Source organism: Streptomyces sp. XY431, from assembly GCF_001279805.1.
Lineage (GTDB): Bacteria > Actinomycetota > Actinomycetes > Streptomycetales > Streptomycetaceae > Kitasatospora > Kitasatospora purpeofusca.
Genome location: NZ_LGDO01000162.1, coordinates 18035 through 35888, shown reverse-complemented (window position 1 = coordinate 35888; position 17854 = coordinate 18035). Strand labels below are relative to the sequence as shown.

The following is a 17854-nucleotide window of genomic DNA, read 5'->3' as shown; positions in this document are numbered from 1 at the left end:
GACGATTCGGGAACAACGTTCCGGTGGCCGCCTGTGAGGATTCATCTTCAGTTGGGGTGTTAGTGACCGCCGTCGAATCCCGTCCCGCCGGGGTCACCGGGGCGACGCCTGCGCACCGGCCGTTCGGGGCCCGTGTCGGCGCCTTCGTCGCACTGACCAAACCGCGGATCATCGAGCTGCTGCTGATCACCACGGTGCCGGTGATGTTCCTGGCGGAGCGCGGGGTGCCGAACCTCCTGCTGGTGCTGGAGGTGATCATCGGCGGGTACCTCTCGGCGGGTGGCGCCAACGCCCTCAACATGTACATCGACCGCGACATCGACGCGGTGATGTCCCGCACCGAGCGCCGCCCGATCGTCACCGGCATGGTGTCGCCGCGCGAGGCGCTGGTGTTCGGCATCGCGCTGGGCGTCCTGTCGACGGTCTGGCTGGGCGTCCTGGTCAACTGGCTGTCCTCGGCGCTGGCGCTCGGCGCTCTCCTCTTCTATGTGTTCGTCTACACGCTGGGGCTGAAGCGCCGCACCGCGCAGAACATCGTCTGGGGCGGGATCGCCGGTTGCATGCCGGTCTTCGTCGGCTGGGCGGCGATCACCAACTCGCTCTCCTGGTCGGCGCTGGTGCTGTTCCTGGTGATCTTCTTCTGGACGCCGCCGCACTACTGGCCGCTGTCGATGAAGGTCCGTGAGGACTACGCCCGGGCCGGGGTGCCGATGCTGCCGGTGATCAAGGGCAACCTGGCGGTGGCCAAGCAGATCGTCGCCTACTCCTGGGTGATGGTGGCGGTCTCGCTGCTGCTGTGGCCGCTGGCCGACACCAGCTGGCTGTACCCGGCCGCCGCGGTGGTGCTGGGCGCGTTCTGGCTGAAGGAGGCGCACGCGCTGTACGGGCGGGCGAAGTCCGGTGTGGTCGGCGCCAAGCTGAAGGAGATGCGGCTGTTCCACTGGTCGATCACCTATCTGACGCTGCTGTTCGTGGTGATCGCGGTGGACCCGTTCGTGAAGTGACGCGGTGACGCAGACGTGAGGAAGGGCCCCGGTCGACTCGACCGGGGCCCTTCTCGTTCGTTCGCGTTCGTGGCGAGCGGTTCGGCCAGTGGTCGGGCTAGCGGTCGGGCAGCTCGGAGGGGCCGACGTGGCCGTCCAGCCAGTCCTTGAGCGGCTGCGAGGCGCGCAGGAACCCGGTGATCCGCTCGTACGCGGCGCGGGTGCCCAGCCAGGGCTCGGGGGCCCACTCCTGCCAGGCGATCAGCCCCTTGTGGCGGAGCAGCTCGATCCGCGGGTGGTCCTTGGGGTAGCCGCGCGGGGCGGACTTCAGGGAGTCCCGGCCGACCACCTCCGGCCCGGCCCGGCGGACCCGGGCGGCCACCCGTTCCAGCTCGGCGCCGGAGACGTCCTCGGCGACCGCGGTCCGGTAGCGGTCCAGCTGGTCGGGGGCGAGCCGGTACAGCCCGTTGCCGCAGGCCAGGCCGTCGGCGGAGAGCTGGACGTAGCCGCCGGCCGCCAGGTGGGCGCCGATGTGCGTCTTGTACGGGGACTTGTCGGCGCTGAACCGCACATCGCGGTTGGGCCGGAAGATCTTGCCCGGCCCGAACTCGGGCTCGAGCTCGTCCAGCAGCCGTTCCATCGGCTCCCGTACGGCCTGCTCGTACCGGTCCTTGTGGGACTGCCAGAAGGTCTTGGAGTTGTCGGCCTCGAGGTGCTCGTAGAAGTCGAGCGCCTCGGCCGGCCAGCCGTCGAAGGTCACCCCACCAGTATGTGGCCCGGTGCACACGGCGCTCCCGTCGCCAGCTCTACTACCGCTCGGTAGCATGCGGGCATGAGCAGCGCAGAGACCGCCACCCCCGCCGCGCCGGACGCCCGTGCCGAGCGCCGCGCCAAGCGCATCGCCAAGCACCTGACCGCCTTCGCCGCGGCGCACGGCGGCAGCGCCGACGGCGTCGTCGAGTACGTCGGCTCGGTCGCCACCCGGATCGTCGTGGTCGGCGCCGACGGCGCCTGGGGCGACCAGGTCGCGCCCAGCTACGCGGTCGGCCGCCGGGCCGCCGAGCTGGCCGGGGTCACCCTGCACGAGAACTTCGAGGGCGAACTTGGCCTGAAGGTGCGCACCGGCGCGTACGAGTGGAAGCGCATGGCCGGCATCCAGATCGGCGGCTGACCCCCGCCCCGTCACACGCAGTAGGGCCCCGGTCTCCAGGAGACCGGGGCCCTACTGCGTGGTGCGTGGCTCGCGCTGTGCCGGGGGTCAGGCGGTTGCGGGCTGGGGGGTTCGGGTGGGGGGTGCGGTCGGGGCCGGGGTGTTCTCGCGGGCGCGGAGGGCGAGCGGGATGCGCAGGGCGGCGATCCAGATCAGGGTGGCGCCCAGCATGTGCAGGCCGACCAGCAGTTCCGGGACGTCGGTGAAGTACTGGACGAAGCCGATCACGCCCTGGAGCAGCAGGCCGATCACCAGCTCGCGGGCCCGGGCCCGGGCGGCCGGCGGGGCCTTGACGGCGGCGAACACGAAGATCACCGCGATCGAGAGGCCGATCGAGAGGAAGGCCAGGTCGGCGTGGGCCTGGGCGAGGCGGTCGTAGTCCAGCGGGATCCGCGGGACCATCTTGTTGTCCTTGGGCGTCCCGGGGTGGTGGCCGGCGCCGGTGACCAGGGTGCCGGCGGCCACCAGCAGGCCGATCACGCCGACCTGGGCGTAGGAGAGCCGCTTGATCGGCTCGGCCACCAGCGGGCGGGCCGGGCCGTCGCCCTCCTTGGACCGCTCCCACATCAGGGTCGCGACCCAGACCAGGGCCATCGCGGCGACCAGGTGCAGTGCCACGGTGTACGGGTTGAGGCCGGTCAGCACGGTGATGCCGCCGATCACGGCGTTGCTCATCACCAGCCAGAACTGGGCCCAGCCGAGCCTGGTCAGGCCGCGCCGCCGGGGCCGGAAGCAGCGCGCGGCGATGATCGCCCAGCCGACGGCGGCGCTCAGCACGTAGGTGAGCATCCGGTTGGTGAACTCCACGACGCCGTGGAAGCCCATCTCGGCGGTCGGGGTGAGGCTCTCGTCGGTGCAGCGCGGCCAGGTGGTGCAGCCGAGGCCGGAGGCGGTGAGGCGGACGGCACCGCCGGTGACGACGATCACCACGCTCATCACCAGCGCGGCGAACGCGGCGCGCTTGACCATGGCGGCGGAGGGCTGCCAGCGCTCGGCGAGCAGGGAGAAGGGGGTGGTGTTAGGCACGGCGTCCATGGTATGCGGCCTTACAGCCGATCTTGGGGCGGGGGCGGGCGGGCGTCGGTGGGCGTCAGCGGACGTTCACGGGTGCCCGGTGTCGACTTGGCGGCAAATCCACCAAGGGCATGACGGGGCAAAGCGGACTGTTCGGGTAATGCGGTCATTGGTCTTGACCAATTGCCTGCATGGCCGAAAGAGTGCGGTTTGGTCCATACCTTTTTCAGGACCCCTCCCACACCCCCGCACGCAAGCGGAGATCCTGCACATGCGCATATCCGTTCCCGCCGCAGCGCTCGCGCTCGGCGGATCACTCGTTCTGGCCGGGCTCGTCGCCCCGGCCGCCGCCCACGCCGCCCCGAACCAGTGCCTGAACCTCGGGGTCGCCAACCTCTACGGTGAGTTCGTCGAGGGCGACGACACCCACACGCCGGACGCCGAGGGTGCGGTGGCGGTCGGCGGCAACGCCGACTTCACCGGCGGCTTCTCGGTCGGCCAGGAGCTGACCCCCGAGCAGGTGAAGGCGCTGCCGGGCGGCAACGCCCTGGTCGTCGCCGGCAAGCTGACCGGCCACAACACCCAGGTGATGAAGGGCAACGGCGTCTACGGCTCGAAGGCCGAGGGTGCCGTGATCCAGGCCCACCAGGGCACGGTCGGCCAGGGGAAGTCGCCGATCGACTTCGCCGCCGAGTTCGCCCGGGTCCGTGCCGTGTCCACCACCCTGGCCGGCACGCCGCAGACCGCCGGCGCCACGGTCGAGGCCAAGGGCAAGGAGCTCTACCTCACCAGCGGCGACGCCGCCTTCAACAGCTTCACCGTCTCCGCCGCCGCCCTCCAGGGCGCCACCGGGATCTTCGTCAAGGTGCCGGCCGGCTCGGTCACCGTGGTCACCGTCACCGGCGACTCCTACGACATGGCGGCCGCGAAGACCACCGGCTTCTTCCTCTGGGACGAGGGCAAGAAGGCCTACGTCCTGGACGACAAGCTGCAGAGCGCGCACGGCGGGGCGGTCCGCTCCAAGCTGCTCTGGAACTTCCCGACCGCCACCAAGGTGGTCAAGAGCAGCCAGGCCGCCTGGTCCGGCACCGTGCTGGCGCCGAACGCGGCGTTCGACCTCGGTTCGGCGGCCCCGGTGAACGGCTCGGTCATCGTCAAGTCGCTGACCGGCAAGGGTGGTGCGGAGACGCACCACTACCCCTTCACCGGCTGCCTGCCGACCACGCCCACCACCCCGCCGACGACGCCGCCGACGCCGAGCACCCCGCCCACCACCCCGCCGGTGGTGCCGCCGACCGGTACGCCGTCGGCGAGCGTCACCCCGAGCACGCCGGGCTCCACCGGGACCCCGAGCACGCCGCCGACCACCCCCGGTACGACCGGCACCCCGGCGCCCTCGGTGACCCCGAGCGCCTCGGGCAGCCCGTCCGTTCCGGCCACCGGCAGGCCGAGCGCGAGCGGGTCGGCGAGCCCGTCCGCGAGCGCCTCCGCCTCGGCGGCCGTGCCGGGTGCCTCGGCGAGCCCGTCGGCCGGGGCCGTCACCGAGGGCGGCCTCGCCCACACCGGCTCCGGTCCGGTCGTGCCGCTGACGATCGCCGGTGGCCTGGCCCTCGCCGCCGGTGGCGCGCTGGTCCTGGTCGCGCGTCGGCGCAAGGCAGCCGGCCGGGTCTGACCCGCGACGGTCCGCTCCGTATCGGTTGAAGGGGCATGACCCGCTTTGCTCCTTCAGGCACCCCTGGTGATCGAAAATGATCACCAGGGGTGCAGTCTTTCGGCCACCCTGACCGTGTCCATTCGGGTCGGCGGCAACCGTGTTGCCCGAGCTGACGGGCCTGCGAGGGCGCCGAAGCACATCCGGATGTCACCGGAAAGTCGAAATCCGGACGTGCAGCGGGGTGTGGAGCGGTAGGGGGCTGCCGGTAGAGTCCCCCGGACAGTCGTAGCGGGCCCACCGCTGTTCCACTCAATGCGCCTGCTGCACAAGACCGTTCGGAGGGAACTACGAAATGGCGCGACAGCGGCGGCAGATAGGCATCGGCAGTGCGGCGATCGCGGGAACGGCCGTGGCGGCCGTCCTGCTGCCGGTGGCGCTGGCGACCAGTGCCTCGGCCCATGTCCCGACCTGGCAGGTCACCTGCGACAAGATCGTGATCGACCTCGCCAACTACAGCGACAAGGCGGGCGTCAAGAACGCCGTCAGTCTGACCGTCGACGGCGAGAAGGTGCTGGACCAGAAGGAGTTCGGCAAGACCTTCAAGCAGACCTTCCCGGTGAAGGACCACAGCGCGCCGATCAAGGCCACGCTCGTGGTGACCACCACCGAGGACCCGAAGAACGCGGACTGGAACAAGACGGAGACGAAGACGATCGAGGTCTGCGCGACCCCGACGCCCACTCCGACTCCCACCCCGACCGTCACCCCGACGCCGACCCCCACGGCGACGGTGACGCCCACCCCGACTCCCACCGCGACGGTGACGCCGACGCCGAGCCCCACCGCCACGGTGACGCCCACCCCGCCCCCGGTCACCCCGACCGTGACGCCGAGCCGACCGGCCACGCCGACGGTCACTCCGTCGACCGCCGCGCCCGTCCCGCCGCGGACGTCCTCGCCGACCCCGGCCGGCCCGGCGCTGGCCGCGACCGGTAGCAGCGACGCCACGCCGGTCATCGCGGCCGTCGGCGGCGGTGTCGTGCTCCTCGGCGGCGCGCTCGTCCTGCTCGCCCGCCGCCGTCGCGGCGGCGACCAGGGCTGAGGTACGGCGCCTCGCGCACCGAGGCGGTAGTTACGCCGACGGCCCCCCGGTTCCGATGAACCGGGGGGCCGTCGTGTCGTGTCACGCGGTCGGGCGGGGCCATCAAGGAGACAGCCCCTACTCCCAGCGGAAGAAGCGCGCGGCGGCAGCGAGGCCGAGGACGGCCCAGCCGCCCAGCAGGCCGAGGTCGGCCCACGGCACCCCGGCGCCGTCCTGGAGCACCGAGCGCAGGCCGTCCGACAGCGCGGCGATCGGCAGCAGCTCCAGCACGGACTGCGCCGCCGCCGGGAACTTCGACAGCGGCACGACCACCCCGCCCGCGAGCAGCAGCAGGACGAAGACCAGGTTGGCGGCCGCGAGCGTCGCCTCCGCCTTCAGCGTGCCGGCCATCAGCAGGCCGAGCCCGGAGAAGGCGGCGGTGCCGAGCACCAGCAGGGCGGCCACGGTGAGCGGGTTGCCCTGCGGCGACCAGCCGAGGGCCAGCGCGATCACCGACAGCAGCGCGACCTGGAGCGCCTCGGTGACCAGGACGCAGCCGGTCTTGGCGGTCAGCAGTGCCCAGCGCGGCAGCGGGCTGGCGCCCAGCCGCTTCAGCACGCCGTAGCGGCGCTCGAAGCCGGTGGCGATGGCCTGCCCGGTGAAGGCCGTCGACATCACGGCGAGCGCGAGCAGTCCCGGTGCGAGGAAGTCGACCCGCTTGCCGGGCCCCTCGACGGCGACGATGTCCACCGCGGAGAAGAGCACCAGCAGCACGGTCGGGATGACCACGGTGAGCAGCAGCTGCTCGCCGTTGCGCAGCAGCATCCGGGTCTCGAACGCGGTCTGGGCGAGCAGCATCCGGCCGACCGGCGCCGCTCCGGGACGGGGGGAGTAGTCGGTCACGAGCGCAGGTCCCGTCCGGTCAGGTCGAGGAAGACGTCTTCGAGGCTGCGGCGCTGCACCGCGAGCCGCTCCGGGAGGATGCCGGTGGCCGCGCACCAGGCGGTGACGGCGGCGAGCAGCTGCGGGTCGACCGGCGCCTCGATGCGGTAGCTCCCGGGGGAGGGCTCGGCGGCGGTGGCGCCCTCGGGCAGCTCCTTGAGCAGGGTGGTGAGGTCGAGCCCGGGCGGGCCGTCGAAGCGCACGCTGGACTCGGCGCCGCCGCGGCACAGCTCCTCCGGGGTGCCGCCGGCGATCACCCGGCCCCGGTCGACGATCGCGACCCGGTCGGCGAGCTGCTCGGCCTCGTCCATGTGGTGGGTGGTGACGACCACGGTGACGCCGTCCCGGCGCAGGTCGCGGACCAGTTCCCAGGTGGCGCGGCGGGCCTGCGGGTCGAGGCCGGCGGTGGGCTCGTCCAGGAAGACCAGTTCGGGGCGGCCGACCACGGCCATCGCCAGGGCGAGCCGCTGCTGCTGGCCGCCGGAGAGCCGGCGGTAGGTGGTGCGGCCGCAGGAGCCCAGGCCGAGCCGTTCGACCAGCGCGTCGACGTCCAGCGGGTGGGCGTGCAGCTTCGCGGTGTGCCGGAGCATCTCGACGGCGCGGGCGCCCGCGTACACGCCGCCGGACTGGAGCATCACGCCGATCCGGGGGCGCAGCTCGGCGTTCTGCGCGACCGGGTCCAGGCCGAGCACCCGGACGGTGCCGGCGTCGGGGCGGCGGTAGCCCTCGCAGGTCTCGACGGTGGTGGTCTTGCCGGCGCCGTTCGGGCCGAGCACGGCGGTGACGGTGCCCCGGTCGATGCGCAGGTCGAGACCGTCCACCGCGGTCTTCTCGCCGTAGCGCTTGACCAGCCCGGTGATCTGGACCGCGGGTTCGGATTGCATGCCTGTGAGTCTAAGAGGGGCCAACGGATGGCCCCGACACCGGGTTTGGTGATCATTTCCGCAGGTCAGGTAAGGCTAACCTGCGTGACAGATGCCACGGGTGAGGTCTGGATCACGGCTTGTCCTGTCGGAAGTAATTACGCAACACTGGTGTTGTGAAAAACATGCGCGAGCACTCCACGCAGCAGGAGGCCGAGTCGGCCCCCGGCTGTGCCGTGCCCGCGACGGCGACCGAGGTGCTGCTGGACGGCCACCGGGCCACCCGGGACCGGGTCGCCCGGTCGATCCTGGACCACGGCCCCTCCTCCGCCGCCGACCTGGCGAGCCGGCTCGGTCTCACCACCGCGGCCGTCCGCCGTCACCTGGACGGCCTTACCGCCGCCGGCCTGGTCGAGTCCCGCGAGCAGCGGGTCTACGGCAGCCGCGGCCGGGGCCGTCCGGCCAAGGTCTTCGCCCTGACCGACGGTGGTCGCGACGCCTTCTACCAGGCGTACGACCAGCTCGCCGCCGACGCCCTGCGCTGGATCTCCGACGCGGTCGGCGGCGGCAAGGCCGGGGAGGAGGCGGTCGCCGCCTTCGCCCGGGCCCGGTTCGGCCGGCAGGCGGAGAAGTACGGCGAGGCCCTCAGCTCCGCCGGAGCGGGCGAGCGCACCGAGGCACTGGCCCAGGCGCTCAGTGCCGACGGGTACGCTGCCACGGTGCGGCGGGTCCCGTCGGCCGCGGCCCAGGCCCCGGCGGGCGCCCAGCTCTGCCAGCACCACTGCCCGGTCGCGCACATCGCCGAGCAGTTCCCGCAGCTCTGCGAGGCGGAGACCGAGGTCTTCTCCCAGCTGCTGGGCACCCATGTGCAACGGCTGGCCACCATCGCCCACGGCGACGGGGTCTGCACCACCTATGTGCCGGCACCCGGTGCCGCATCGTCGCCCGCCCTGCGCACCGCCGCGGGCCGGGACACCGATGCCGCGCCGACTGCCGGTACGTCCACCGAAGATTCAGCGTCCGCGCGTTAGGAAGCTCGCATGACTGACACCGTTTCGCACCCCGAGCTCGAGGGCCTGGGCAACTACGAGTACGGCTGGGCCGACCCGGACGTCGCCGGCGCCGGCGCCAAGCGCGGGCTCAGCGAGGACGTGGTCCGCGACATCTCGGCGAAGAAGAACGAGTCCGAGTGGATGCTGAACCTGCGTCTCAAGGGCCTGAAGCTGTTCGGCAAGAAGCCCATGCCGACCTGGGGCTCCGACCTCTCCGGCATCGACTTCGACAACATCAAGTACTTCGTCCGCTCCACCGAGAAGCAGGCCGAGTCGTGGGAGGACCTGCCCGCGGACATCAAGGCCACCTACGACAAGCTGGGCATCCCGGAGGCGGAGAAGCAGCGCCTGGTCGCCGGTGTCGCCGCCCAGTACGAGTCCGAGGTCGTCTACCACCAGATCCGCGAGGACCTGGAGGAGCAGGGTGTCATCTTCCTGGACACCGACACCGCGCTCAAGGAGCACCCGGAGCTCTTCCACGAGTACTTCGGCACCGTCATCCCGACCGGTGACAACAAGTTCGCCGCGCTGAACACGGCCGTGTGGTCCGGCGGCTCCTTCATCTACGTGCCGAAGGGTGTCCGCGTCGACATCCCGCTCCAGGCCTACTTCCGGATCAACACCGAGAACATGGGCCAGTTCGAGCGGACGCTGATCATCGTCGACGAGGACGCCTACGTCCACTACGTCGAGGGCTGCACCGCGCCGATCTACTCCTCGGACTCGCTGCACTCCGCGGTCGTGGAGATCATCGTCAAGAAGGGCGGCCGCTGCCGCTACACGACGATCCAGAACTGGTCGAACAACGTCTACAACCTGGTCACCAAGCGCGCCGTGGCGTACGAGGGCGCGACCATGGAGTGGGTGGACGGCAACATCGGCTCCAAGGTCACCATGAAGTACCCGGCCGTCTACCTGATGGGCGAGCACGCCAAGGGCGAGACCCTGTCGATCGCCTTCGCCGGTGAGGGCCAGCACCAGGACGCCGGCGCCAAGATGGTCCACATGGCGCCGAACACCTCCTCCAACATCGTCTCCAAGTCGGTGGCGCGCGGCGGCGGCCGGACCTCCTACCGGGGTCTGATCGAGATCGGCGAGGGCTCCAAGGGCGCCAAGTCCAACGTGCTCTGCGACGCGCTGCTGGTCGACACCATCTCCCGCTCGGACACCTACCCCTACGTGGACGTCCGCGAGGACGACGTGTCCATGGGCCACGAGGCCACCGTCTCCAAGGTCAGCGAGGACCAGCTCTTCTACCTGATGAGCCGCGGCATGACCGAGTTCGAGGCCATGGCGATGATCGTCCGCGGCTTCGTCGAGCCGATCGCGCGCGAGCTGCCGATGGAGTACGCGCTGGAGCTGAACCGGCTGATCGAGCTGCAGATGGAGGGCTCCGTCGGCTGACCCGCCGGCCGCCCGCCGTCCATCGAAACTTTTTTGAGGAAGAGAGCACAACGAACAGCCATGGCTGACGTCCAGAACAACTCCGGCTCCACCACCGCCGGTTCGATCGAGGTCGGCACCGCCGGTGCCGGCGCCCAGCTCGCCGGTCCCGGCACCGGTCGGGACAGTGTCCGCCAGCCGATCGACGCGCGCGTCGCGGTCGCGCCGTCCTTCGACGTCGCGGACTTCCCGGTGCCCACCGGTCGCGAGGAGGACTGGCGGTTCACCCCGCTGCACCGCCTCGGCGGCCTGCACGACGGCACCGCCGCCACCGCCGACAAGGGCGAGGACAAGGTCGAGCTGAGCCTGCCCGAGGGGGTCACCGCCGAGACCGTCGGCCGTGACGACGCCCGCCTCGGCAAGGCCGGCAAGCCGGTCGACCGGGTCGCCGCGCAGGCGTTCAGCGCCTTCGAGCAGGCGCTCGTGGTCACCGTCCCCAAGGAGACGGTGCTCACCGAACCGGTGCGGATCGACGTGCACGGCGAGGGCGGCACCCGCTTCGCGCACGTGGTCGTCGACGTCAAGCCGTTCGCCGAGGCCGTCGTGGTGATCAACCACACCGGCACCGGCACCCGGGCCGCCAACGTCGAGCTGCTGGTCGGTGACGGCGCCAAGCTGACCTTCGTCTCGGTCCAGGACTGGGAGCGCGACGCGGTCCACGTCGCCCAGCAGACCGCGCTGGTCGGCCGTGACGCCTCGCTGAAGTCCGTCGTCGTCACCTTCGGCGGCGACGTGGTCCGGATCCACCCGCGGGTCAACTACGCCGCTCCCGGTGGCGAGGCCGAGCTGCTCGGCCTCTACTTCGCCGACGCCGGCCAGCACCTCGAGCACCGTCTGGTCATCGACCACGACACCCCGCACTGCCGCTCCAACGTCGTCTACAAGGGCGCGCTGCAGGGCCAGGACGCGCACGCGGTGTGGATCGGCGACGTGCTGATCCGCGCCGCCGCCGAGGGCACCGACACCTACGAGCTCAACCGCAACCTGGTGCTCACCGACGGCGCCCGGGTCGACTCGGTGCCGAACCTGGAGATCGAGACCGGCGAGATCGTCGGGGCCGGCCACGCCTCCGCCACCGGCCGCTTCGACGACGAGCAGCTCTTCTACCTGCGCTCCCGCGGCATCCCGGCCGACGAGGCCCGCCGCCTGGTGGTGCGCGGCTTCTTCGCCGAACTGGTCCAGCAGATCGGCGTCGCCGAGATCCAGGACCACCTCATGGAGAAGATCGAGGCCGAGCTGGAAGCGGCGGTCTGACACCCATGAGCTTCCTTCGCGCCTGCGCGCTGAGCGAACTGGCTGAGGACGTGCCCAAGCGCGTCGACCTCAACGGCGTACCGGTCGCCGTCGTCCGCACCGACGAGGGGGTGTTCGCGGTCAACGACATCTGCTCGCACGCGAACGTCTCGCTGTCCGAGGGCGAGGTCGAGGACTGCATGATCGAGTGCTGGCTGCACGGCTCCAGCTTCGACCTGCGCACCGGCAAGCCCTCCGGCCTGCCCGCCACCCGGCCGGTCGCTGTCTACCCCGTAAAGATCGAAGGGGACGATGTGCTCGTCTCCGTCAACCAGGAGTCCTGAGTACACATGGCTACCCTTGAAATCCGCGACCTGCACGTCTCCGTCGAGACCGAGAACGGCCCCCGGGAGATCCTGAAGGGCGTCGACCTGACCGTGAAGCAGGGCGAGACCCACGCCATCATGGGTCCGAACGGCTCCGGCAAGTCCACCCTGGCCTACTCCCTGGCCGGCCACCCCAAGTACACCGTCACCGGCGGCTCGGTGCTGCTGGACGGCGAGGACGTCCTGGAGATGTCCGTCGACGAGCGCGCCCGGGCCGGCGTCTTCCTGGCCATGCAGTACCCGGTCGAGGTCCCCGGCGTCTCGGTCTCCAACTTCCTGCGCACCGCCGCCACCGCCGTCCGCGGCGAGGCCCCCAAGCTGCGGCTGTGGGTGAAGGAGGTCAAGGAGGCGATGGCCGCCCTCCAGATGGACCCGGCCTTCGCCGAGCGCAACGTCAACGAGGGCTTCTCCGGCGGTGAGAAGAAGCGCCACGAGATCCTCCAGCTGGAGCTGCTCAAGCCCAAGGTCGCGATCCTCGACGAGACCGACTCCGGCCTGGACGTCGACGCGCTGCGGGTCGTCTCCGAGGGCATCAACCGGGTCCGTTCCACCGGGGAGGTGGGCACCCTCCTGGTCACCCACTACACCCGCATCCTGCGGTACATCAAGCCCGACCACGTCCACGTCTTCGCGGGCGGCCGCATCGTCGAGTCCGGCGGCGCCGAGCTGGCCGACAAGCTGGAGGCGGAGGGCTACGAGGCCTATGTGAAGGGTGGCGCGTCCGAGTGACCTCTTCCACGCACGAGTCGGCGGTCCTGGCGGGCCTGCTCGACACCGACGCGATCCGCAAGGACTTCCCGGTCCTGCAGCGCCTGCTGCACGACGGCAAGCCGCTGGTCTACCTGGACAACGCGGCCACCTCGCAGAAGCCCCGCCAGGTGCTCGACGCCCTGAACGCCTACTACGAGCGGCACAACGCCAACGTCCACCGCGGCGTGCACGTGCTCGCCGAGGAGGCCACGGCGCTGTACGAGGGAGCCCGGGACAAGGTCGCGGCGTTCGTCAACGCGCCGAGCCGCAACGAGGTGGTGTTCACCAAGAACGCCTCCGAGTCGCTCAACCTGGTCGCCAACATGCTGACCTGGGCGGACGAGCCCTACCGGGTGGACGCCGAGTCCGAGATCGTCATCACGGAGATGGAGCACCACTCCAACATCGTCCCGTGGCAGCTGCTCTCGCAGCGCACCGGCGCGAAGCTGAAGTGGTTCGGGCTGACCGACGAGGGCCGGCTCGACCTGTCCAACATCGACGAGCTGATCACCGAGAAGACCAAGGTGGTCTCCTTCACGCTGGTCTCCAACCTGCTCGGCACCGTCAACCCGGTCGAAGCGATCGTGCGCAAGGCCCAGTCGGTCGGCGCGCTGGTCGTGATCGACGCCTCGCAGGCCGCGCCGCACATGGTGCTGGACGTCCAGGCGCTGGAGGCCGACTTCGTCGCCTTCACCGGCCACAAGATGCTGGCGCCGACCGGCATCGGCGTGCTCTGGGGCCGCCAGGAGCTGCTGGAGGACCTCCCGCCGTTCCTCGGCGGCGGCGAGATGATCGAGACCGTCACCATGGGCTCGTCCACCTACGCCCCGGCGCCGCACAAGTTCGAGGCCGGCACCCCGCCGATCGCCCAGGCGGTCGGGCTGGGCGCGGCCGTCGACTACCTGACCGGCATCGGCATGGAGCGGATCGCCGCCCACGAGCACGCCATCACCGAGTACGCGCTCGAGCGGCTGCTGGAGGTCCCGGACCTGCGGATCATCGGCCCGCGCACGGCCGTCGACCGCGGTGCGGCGATCTCGTTCACGCTGGGCGACATCCACCCGCACGACGTGGGCCAGGTGCTGGACGAGCAGGGCATCGCCGTGCGCGTCGGTCACCACTGCGCGCGGCCGGTCTGCCTGCGGTACGGAATTCCTGCGACCACGCGGGCGTCGTTCTACCTGTACTCGACGCCGGGCGAGGTCGACGCGCTCGTGGACGGCCTGCACCACGTCCGGAACTTCTTCGGCTGAGGACGGGGCACGCGACCATGAAGCTCGACTCGATGTACCAGGACATCATCCTGGACCACTACCGCAACCCGCACGGCAAGGGGCTGCGGGACGGTGACGCCGAGGTGCACCACGTCAACCCGACGTGCGGCGACGAGATCACCCTGCGGGTGAAGCTCGACGGCTCCACCGTTGTCGACGTCTCCTACGAGTCCCAGGGCTGCTCGATCAGCCAGGCCAGCGCCTCGGTGCTGAACGACCTGGTGGTCGGCAAGACCGTGGGCGAGGCCCAGGCGGTCCAGGAGGCCTTCCTGGAGCTGATGCAGAGCAAGGGCCAGGGCGAGGGCGACGAGGAGGTGCTGGAGGACGCGGTCGCGTTCGCCGGCGTCTCCAAGTACCCGGCCCGGGTCAAGTGCGCCCTGCTCAGCTGGATGGCCTGGAAGGACGCCACCGCCAAGGCCCTCGCCGAGCACCCCGCCACCGACTGACACCGCAGAGGAGGACACCCGCCATGACCGAAGAGACCACCTCCCCCGCGGAGGAGACCACCCCGGCCGGCCCGGTCGGCACCAGCGCCGGCACCGTCGCCGTCGAGGACCTCGTCGAGGCCCTGATGGACGTCGTCGACCCCGAACTGGGCATCGACGTCGTCAACCTGGGCCTGATCTACGGCGTCCACATCGACGACGCCGACGTGGCCACCATCGACATGACCCTCACCTCGGCGGCCTGCCCGCTGACCGACGTGATCGAGGACCAGGCCAGGACCGCCACCGACGGCCTGGTCAAGGACCTGCGGATCAACTGGGTCTGGATGCCGCCGTGGGGCCCCGACAAGATCACCGACGAGGGCCGCGACCAGCTCCGCGCCCTGGGCTTCAACGTCTGACCCGACCTGGGCCATTCGTCACGCCGCTGCCGCGCGAACCTCGGTTCGCGCGGCAGCGGCGTTTTCGCGGTGCACCCGCGTGTGATCTCCGGGGTTGAGCAGCTCTACCGCCGTTCCCCACCGTCCACCCCCCACCCGCCTCCCGACGGGTGCCCGCCCCCGGCCTGGCCGCGTGCCGACCGGCCGGGCGGCACGCGGTGCTGATGGAGCGTGTCTCAGGCGGCGATGTGTGCAGGCCGTCCGCCGGTTGTTGCGGAGCGCAGGGCGGCCCGCCGGGGCGGGCGCGCGCCAGCTTCTGCCGCCCGTCGGTGCGGACCGCGATCCGAGGTCCTGCACCACGTATCGAACGTGATGGCGACCTCAGCCTTTGCCGCGTCGTGCGGCAAAGAGGATGTGTGTGCCACCGTCTCGGCCGCCGAGGCTCGAACAGGCGGCAGTCTCGTAGGCGAGGAACCGCGCCCAGAGCTCCGGGTCGTCTTCGATTCTTTCAAGGACAGTGGGGTCTTCGAGGCTTGCCCAGTTGCTGGCGGATCCCGCCAGAATCTCGCCGCCGCATTCGGGGATGAGGATGGTGAGCTGTTCCCAGGTGAACATGCGGCAGACGTGGGCCATGCCGGGTACGAGGCGCAGGTCGCCAGTCCGGATGACGGCGTCGGTGACGTCAGTGCCGTATCGGATGGCGAGCTGGGTGGCTCCGGGGAGGCGGGCCCGCCAACTGCCCCAGAGGGACATGACCGAGGCGACCAGGATGCCACCGGGCTTCAGGATGCGGAGGAGGCCGGCGAGGGCTTGGCGTTCCTGTTCGAAGGCGTACGAGAGCGGGCCGCCGTAGGCGAGGGCGAGATCGAACGAGGCATCGGGGAAGCGGCTGGCGTCCCGGATGTCGAGGGTGTGGCGTGCCTCGACGGCTGGCTCGGCGCCCGCGGCGGTGACGTTGGCCTCGTTCAGCCGGAGTTGAACGGGGGAGATGTCGGTGACGACGATGCGGACACCGTGTTCGGCCAGCACGGTGGTGAAGCGGCCGGGGCCGGCGCCGACCTCGAGAACTCGCTGACCTTCTGTCAGGTATTGCTCCAGGAAGCGACGGTGGATCTCGAAGGACACTCGGCCCGCAACATCCTTGGCGAGCCGGTCGTGCTCCTGCTCGGCGAAATCGTCGTAGTAGCGGCGGACGGCGTCGACGGAGCGGTTACTGCTGGGCGTGCCGTCCGTGGTGTCTGCCAACGTGCCTCCGTCCGTTCGCTGAACGCGGATGCGACCTGTCCACGTGCTCTGGCCTGGGCTTCTCAAAACGGAGCGATTCGGGCAGGGCTCCGCCACTAGAATGCGTCTCCCGTCGTGATGTCGGCGTGAGCGCCGCCGCGACACTCCGCAGTTCCACCGAGAGGACGGTCTCCGGTCCCATGCGTTGGTCCCAGCTGTACGTGCCCACACTCCGGGAAGACCCGGCGGACGCGGATGCGGTGAGCCACCGCCTGCTGGTGAGAGGAGGGTTCGTCCGGCAGCTCATGGCCGGCCACTACTCCCTGCTGCCGCTGGCCGTGCGCGTCCGCGCCAAGATCGTGGACATCATCCGCGAGGAGATGACCGCGATCGGCGCCCAGGAGTTCATCCTGCCCGCCCTGCACCCGGCCGAGATCTGGCAGCGCAGCGGTCGCTGGGAGGTGATGGGCGAGGAGATGTTCCGGCTCAAGGACCGCAAGGGCGCGGACCTTGCGCTCGGCATGACGCACGAGGAGATCTTCACCGTCCTGTCGCAGGAACTGAAGTCGTACCGGGACCTGCCGCAGATGTGGTACCAGTTCCAGACCAAGTTCCGCGACGAGGCCCGCCCGAAGAGCGGCCTGCTGCGGGTGCGCGAGTTCACGATGAAGGACTCGTACAGCTTCGACATCGAGTCGGCCGGACTCGACCGCTCCTTCGACCTGCACAAGGCCGCCTACGAGCGGATCTTCGCCCGCCTGGGCCTGCCCGCTATCCCGGTGCAGGCGTCCAGCGGCAGCATGGGCGGCAGCGCGTCGGTGGAGTTCATGAGCCCCTCGAACGCCGGTGAGGACCTGGTGGTTCGCTGCCCTGGCTGCGACTACGCGGCGAACACGGAGAAGGCGACTTCCGCTCTGCCCGCTGTGGTGGACGGCCCCGGCCTGGACGCTCCGGAGCGGTTCGACACCCCGAACGCGCGCACCATCGAGGAGCTGTCCGTCCAGCACGGCGTGCCGGCCGAGCGGCAGATCAAGACGTTGGTGTACGTGGTCGACGACCGGCTGACCCTCGTCCTGGTCCGCGGTGACCATGCCCTGGTCGAGCAGAAGCTCATCGACACACTCGCTGCCAAGACGGTGCGGCCCGCGACCGCGGAGGAGATCCAGGCCGCGCTCGGCGCCTCCCCGGGCAGCTTGGGCGCGGTCGGCGTTGCCGAACTGCCGATCCTCGCGGACGAGGCCCTGCGCGGGCGGATCGACATGACCACCGGCGCCAACAGCAACGGCGTCCATCTGCGCGGTGTTTCGGTCGAGCGGGACATCGCCGTGCAGCGGTGGGCCGACCTGCGCGAGGTGACCGCCGGAGAGCCCTGCCCGCAGTGCGGTGCACCGCTGGAGGTCGTGGTCACGATCGAGGTGGGTCACATCTTCAAGCTCGGCCGCAAGTACACCGAGACCCTCGGAGTGACCGTGCTCGGGCGGGACGGCGAGCGCGTCGTCCCGATCATGGGCAGCTACGGGATCGGCGTGGAACGTGCGCTCGCCTCCATCGTGGAGACGCACCACGACGACAAGGGCATCGTCTGGCCCGTCGCGGTCGCCCCGTTCGAGGTGGCCGTCGTCGTCCTCGGAGCCAAGGACGAGAAGGTGGTCGAGGCCGCCGAGGGCCTGTACCGGCAGCTGAAGGGCGAGCGGGTCGACGTGCTTCTGGACGACCGCGACGAGCGGCCCGGCGTGAAGTTCCGCGACGTCGAGCTGATCGGCATCCCCTACCGGATCACGGTCGGTGCCCGCGGCCTGGCCGATGGCACGGTCGAGGTCACCACCCGGGCCACCGGCGAGACCCAGTCGGTGCCGGTGGCCGAGGCGGTGGAACACGTTCGCAAGTTGCTGACGTCCGCTGCGTAAGAGGTCGGCTTG

The 17854-nt window shown here is 70.7% G+C and carries 18 protein-coding genes; 13 read left to right on the top strand and 5 right to left on the bottom strand.

The genetic code is table 11. The features are described 5' to 3' along the window. Positions 1–62: 62 nt before the first annotated feature. Positions 63–1004: a heme o synthase gene (locus tag ADK60_RS18455; RefSeq protein WP_045940136.1), complete on the top strand. Its 942-nt coding sequence runs from the start codon at positions 63–65 to the stop codon at positions 1002–1004. Between the two features lie 97 nt (positions 1005–1101). On the opposite strand, the gene ADK60_RS18450 is transcribed toward ADK60_RS18455, so the two are convergent. Then, on the bottom strand, positions 1102–1743 hold the full coding sequence (locus ADK60_RS18450) for a DUF2461 domain-containing protein (protein WP_045940135.1): 642 nt from the start codon (positions 1741–1743) through the stop codon (positions 1102–1104). 72 nt (positions 1744–1815) lie between these two features. Between ADK60_RS18450 and ADK60_RS18445 the strand changes: the two genes are divergently transcribed. Continuing rightward, entirely contained in the window at positions 1816–2154 is a 339-nt protein-coding gene (locus ADK60_RS18445; protein ID WP_045940134.1) for a hypothetical protein, read from the top strand. Positions 2155–2241: 87 nt separating this feature from the next. Here ADK60_RS18445 and ADK60_RS18440 read toward each other — a convergent pair whose 3' ends face one another. Further along, entirely contained in the window at positions 2242–3228 is a 987-nt protein-coding gene (locus ADK60_RS18440; RefSeq protein ID WP_053647352.1) for a COX15/CtaA family protein, read from the bottom strand. 250 nt (positions 3229–3478) lie between these two features. Here ADK60_RS18440 and ADK60_RS18435 point away from each other — a divergent pair, with 250 nt between their 5' ends. After that, positions 3479–4879 (top strand): choice-of-anchor A family protein, encoded by a 1401-nt coding sequence (locus tag ADK60_RS18435; RefSeq protein ID WP_053647350.1) that lies wholly within the window; start codon positions 3479–3481, stop codon positions 4877–4879. A gap of 334 nt (positions 4880–5213) precedes the next feature. Then, on the top strand, positions 5214–5963 hold the full coding sequence (locus ADK60_RS43475) for an LAETG motif-containing sortase-dependent surface protein (RefSeq protein WP_053647348.1): 750 nt from the start codon (positions 5214–5216) through the stop codon (positions 5961–5963). 117 nt (positions 5964–6080) lie between these two features. Here ADK60_RS43475 and ADK60_RS18425 read toward each other — a convergent pair whose 3' ends face one another. Beyond that, a complete protein-coding gene (locus ADK60_RS18425) occupies positions 6081–6800 on the bottom strand; it encodes an ABC transporter permease (protein ID WP_053647377.1) in 720 nt (239 codons plus the stop codon). Positions 6801–6841: 41 nt separating this feature from the next. Next, entirely contained in the window at positions 6842–7768 is a 927-nt protein-coding gene (locus tag ADK60_RS18420; protein ID WP_045940129.1) for an ABC transporter ATP-binding protein, read from the bottom strand. Positions 7769–7932: 164 nt separating this feature from the next. Here ADK60_RS18420 and ADK60_RS18415 point away from each other — a divergent pair, with 164 nt between their 5' ends. From ADK60_RS18415 to ADK60_RS18380, 8 genes are read left to right on the top strand one after another with little or no spacing between them, the layout of a single operon-like run. Continuing rightward, on the top strand, positions 7933–8778 hold the full coding sequence (locus ADK60_RS18415; RefSeq protein ID WP_053647346.1) for a helix-turn-helix transcriptional regulator: 846 nt from the start codon (positions 7933–7935) through the stop codon (positions 8776–8778). A 9-nt stretch (positions 8779–8787) separates the two neighbouring features. Beyond that, positions 8788–10203, top strand: coding sequence for a Fe-S cluster assembly protein SufB (sufB, locus tag ADK60_RS18410; RefSeq protein ID WP_045940127.1), 1416 nt, complete (start codon positions 8788–8790; stop codon positions 10201–10203). Between the two features lie 60 nt (positions 10204–10263). After that, positions 10264–11496 carry a Fe-S cluster assembly protein SufD gene (gene sufD / locus ADK60_RS18405; RefSeq protein ID WP_045940126.1) on the top strand — a complete coding sequence of 411 codons (1233 nt, stop codon included), beginning with the start codon at positions 10264–10266 and terminating at the stop codon, positions 11494–11496. A gap of 5 nt (positions 11497–11501) precedes the next feature. Further along, complete coding sequence (locus ADK60_RS18400; protein ID WP_030394948.1) at positions 11502–11819, top strand: bifunctional 3-phenylpropionate/cinnamic acid dioxygenase ferredoxin subunit; 318 nt, start codon at positions 11502–11504, stop codon at positions 11817–11819. 6 nt (positions 11820–11825) lie between these two features. Beyond that, positions 11826–12590 (top strand): Fe-S cluster assembly ATPase SufC, encoded by a 765-nt coding sequence (gene sufC, locus ADK60_RS18395; protein WP_045940125.1) that lies wholly within the window; start codon positions 11826–11828, stop codon positions 12588–12590. Positions 12591–12616: 26 nt separating this feature from the next. Next, a complete protein-coding gene (locus tag ADK60_RS18390) occupies positions 12617–13864 on the top strand; it encodes a cysteine desulfurase (RefSeq protein ID WP_045940143.1) in 1248 nt (415 codons plus the stop codon). 17 nt (positions 13865–13881) lie between these two features. Then, entirely contained in the window at positions 13882–14331 is a 450-nt protein-coding gene (gene sufU, locus ADK60_RS18385; RefSeq protein WP_030394945.1) for a Fe-S cluster assembly sulfur transfer protein SufU, read from the top strand. A gap of 23 nt (positions 14332–14354) precedes the next feature. After that, on the top strand, positions 14355–14732 hold the full coding sequence (locus ADK60_RS18380) for a metal-sulfur cluster assembly factor (RefSeq protein WP_078880144.1): 378 nt from the start codon (positions 14355–14357) through the stop codon (positions 14730–14732). 360 nt (positions 14733–15092) lie between these two features. On the opposite strand, the gene ADK60_RS18375 is transcribed toward ADK60_RS18380, so the two are convergent. Then, positions 15093–15956 carry a class I SAM-dependent methyltransferase gene (locus tag ADK60_RS18375; protein WP_053647344.1) on the bottom strand — a complete coding sequence of 288 codons (864 nt, stop codon included), beginning with the start codon at positions 15954–15956 and terminating at the stop codon, positions 15093–15095. Positions 15957–16135: 179 nt separating this feature from the next. On the opposite strand from ADK60_RS18375, the gene ADK60_RS18370 reads away from it, so the two are divergent. Further along, on the top strand, positions 16136–17842 hold the full coding sequence (locus ADK60_RS18370; protein WP_053647342.1) for a proline--tRNA ligase: 1707 nt from the start codon (positions 16136–16138) through the stop codon (positions 17840–17842). Positions 17843–17854 lie beyond the last annotated feature (12 nt).

Coding starts and splice junctions, on each gene's coding strand:
- ADK60_RS18445 (WP_045940134.1), top strand. CDS start 1,816: ATGAGCAGCGCAGAGACCGCCACCCCCGCCGCGCCGGACGCCCGTGCC.
- ADK60_RS18440 (WP_053647352.1), bottom strand. CDS start 3,228: ATGGACGCCGTGCCTAACACCACCCCCTTCTCCCTGCTCGCCGAGCGC.
- ADK60_RS18435 (WP_053647350.1), top strand. CDS start 3,479: ATGCGCATATCCGTTCCCGCCGCAGCGCTCGCGCTCGGCGGATCACTC.
- ADK60_RS43475 (WP_053647348.1), top strand. CDS start 5,214: ATGGCGCGACAGCGGCGGCAGATAGGCATCGGCAGTGCGGCGATCGCG.
- ADK60_RS18425 (WP_053647377.1), bottom strand. CDS start 6,800: ATGCTGCTCGCCCAGACCGCGTTCGAGACCCGGATGCTGCTGCGCAAC.
- ADK60_RS18420 (WP_045940129.1), bottom strand. CDS start 7,768: ATGCAATCCGAACCCGCGGTCCAGATCACCGGGCTGGTCAAGCGCTAC.
- ADK60_RS18415 (WP_053647346.1), top strand. CDS start 7,933: ATGCGCGAGCACTCCACGCAGCAGGAGGCCGAGTCGGCCCCCGGCTGT.
- sufB (WP_045940127.1), top strand. CDS start 8,788: ATGACTGACACCGTTTCGCACCCCGAGCTCGAGGGCCTGGGCAACTAC.
- sufD (WP_045940126.1), top strand. CDS start 10,264: ATGGCTGACGTCCAGAACAACTCCGGCTCCACCACCGCCGGTTCGATC.
- ADK60_RS18400 (WP_030394948.1), top strand. CDS start 11,502: ATGAGCTTCCTTCGCGCCTGCGCGCTGAGCGAACTGGCTGAGGACGTG.
- sufC (WP_045940125.1), top strand. CDS start 11,826: ATGGCTACCCTTGAAATCCGCGACCTGCACGTCTCCGTCGAGACCGAG.
- sufU (WP_030394945.1), top strand. CDS start 13,882: ATGAAGCTCGACTCGATGTACCAGGACATCATCCTGGACCACTACCGC.
- ADK60_RS18380 (WP_078880144.1), top strand. CDS start 14,355: ATGACCGAAGAGACCACCTCCCCCGCGGAGGAGACCACCCCGGCCGGC.
- ADK60_RS18370 (WP_053647342.1), top strand. CDS start 16,136: ATGCGTTGGTCCCAGCTGTACGTGCCCACACTCCGGGAAGACCCGGCG.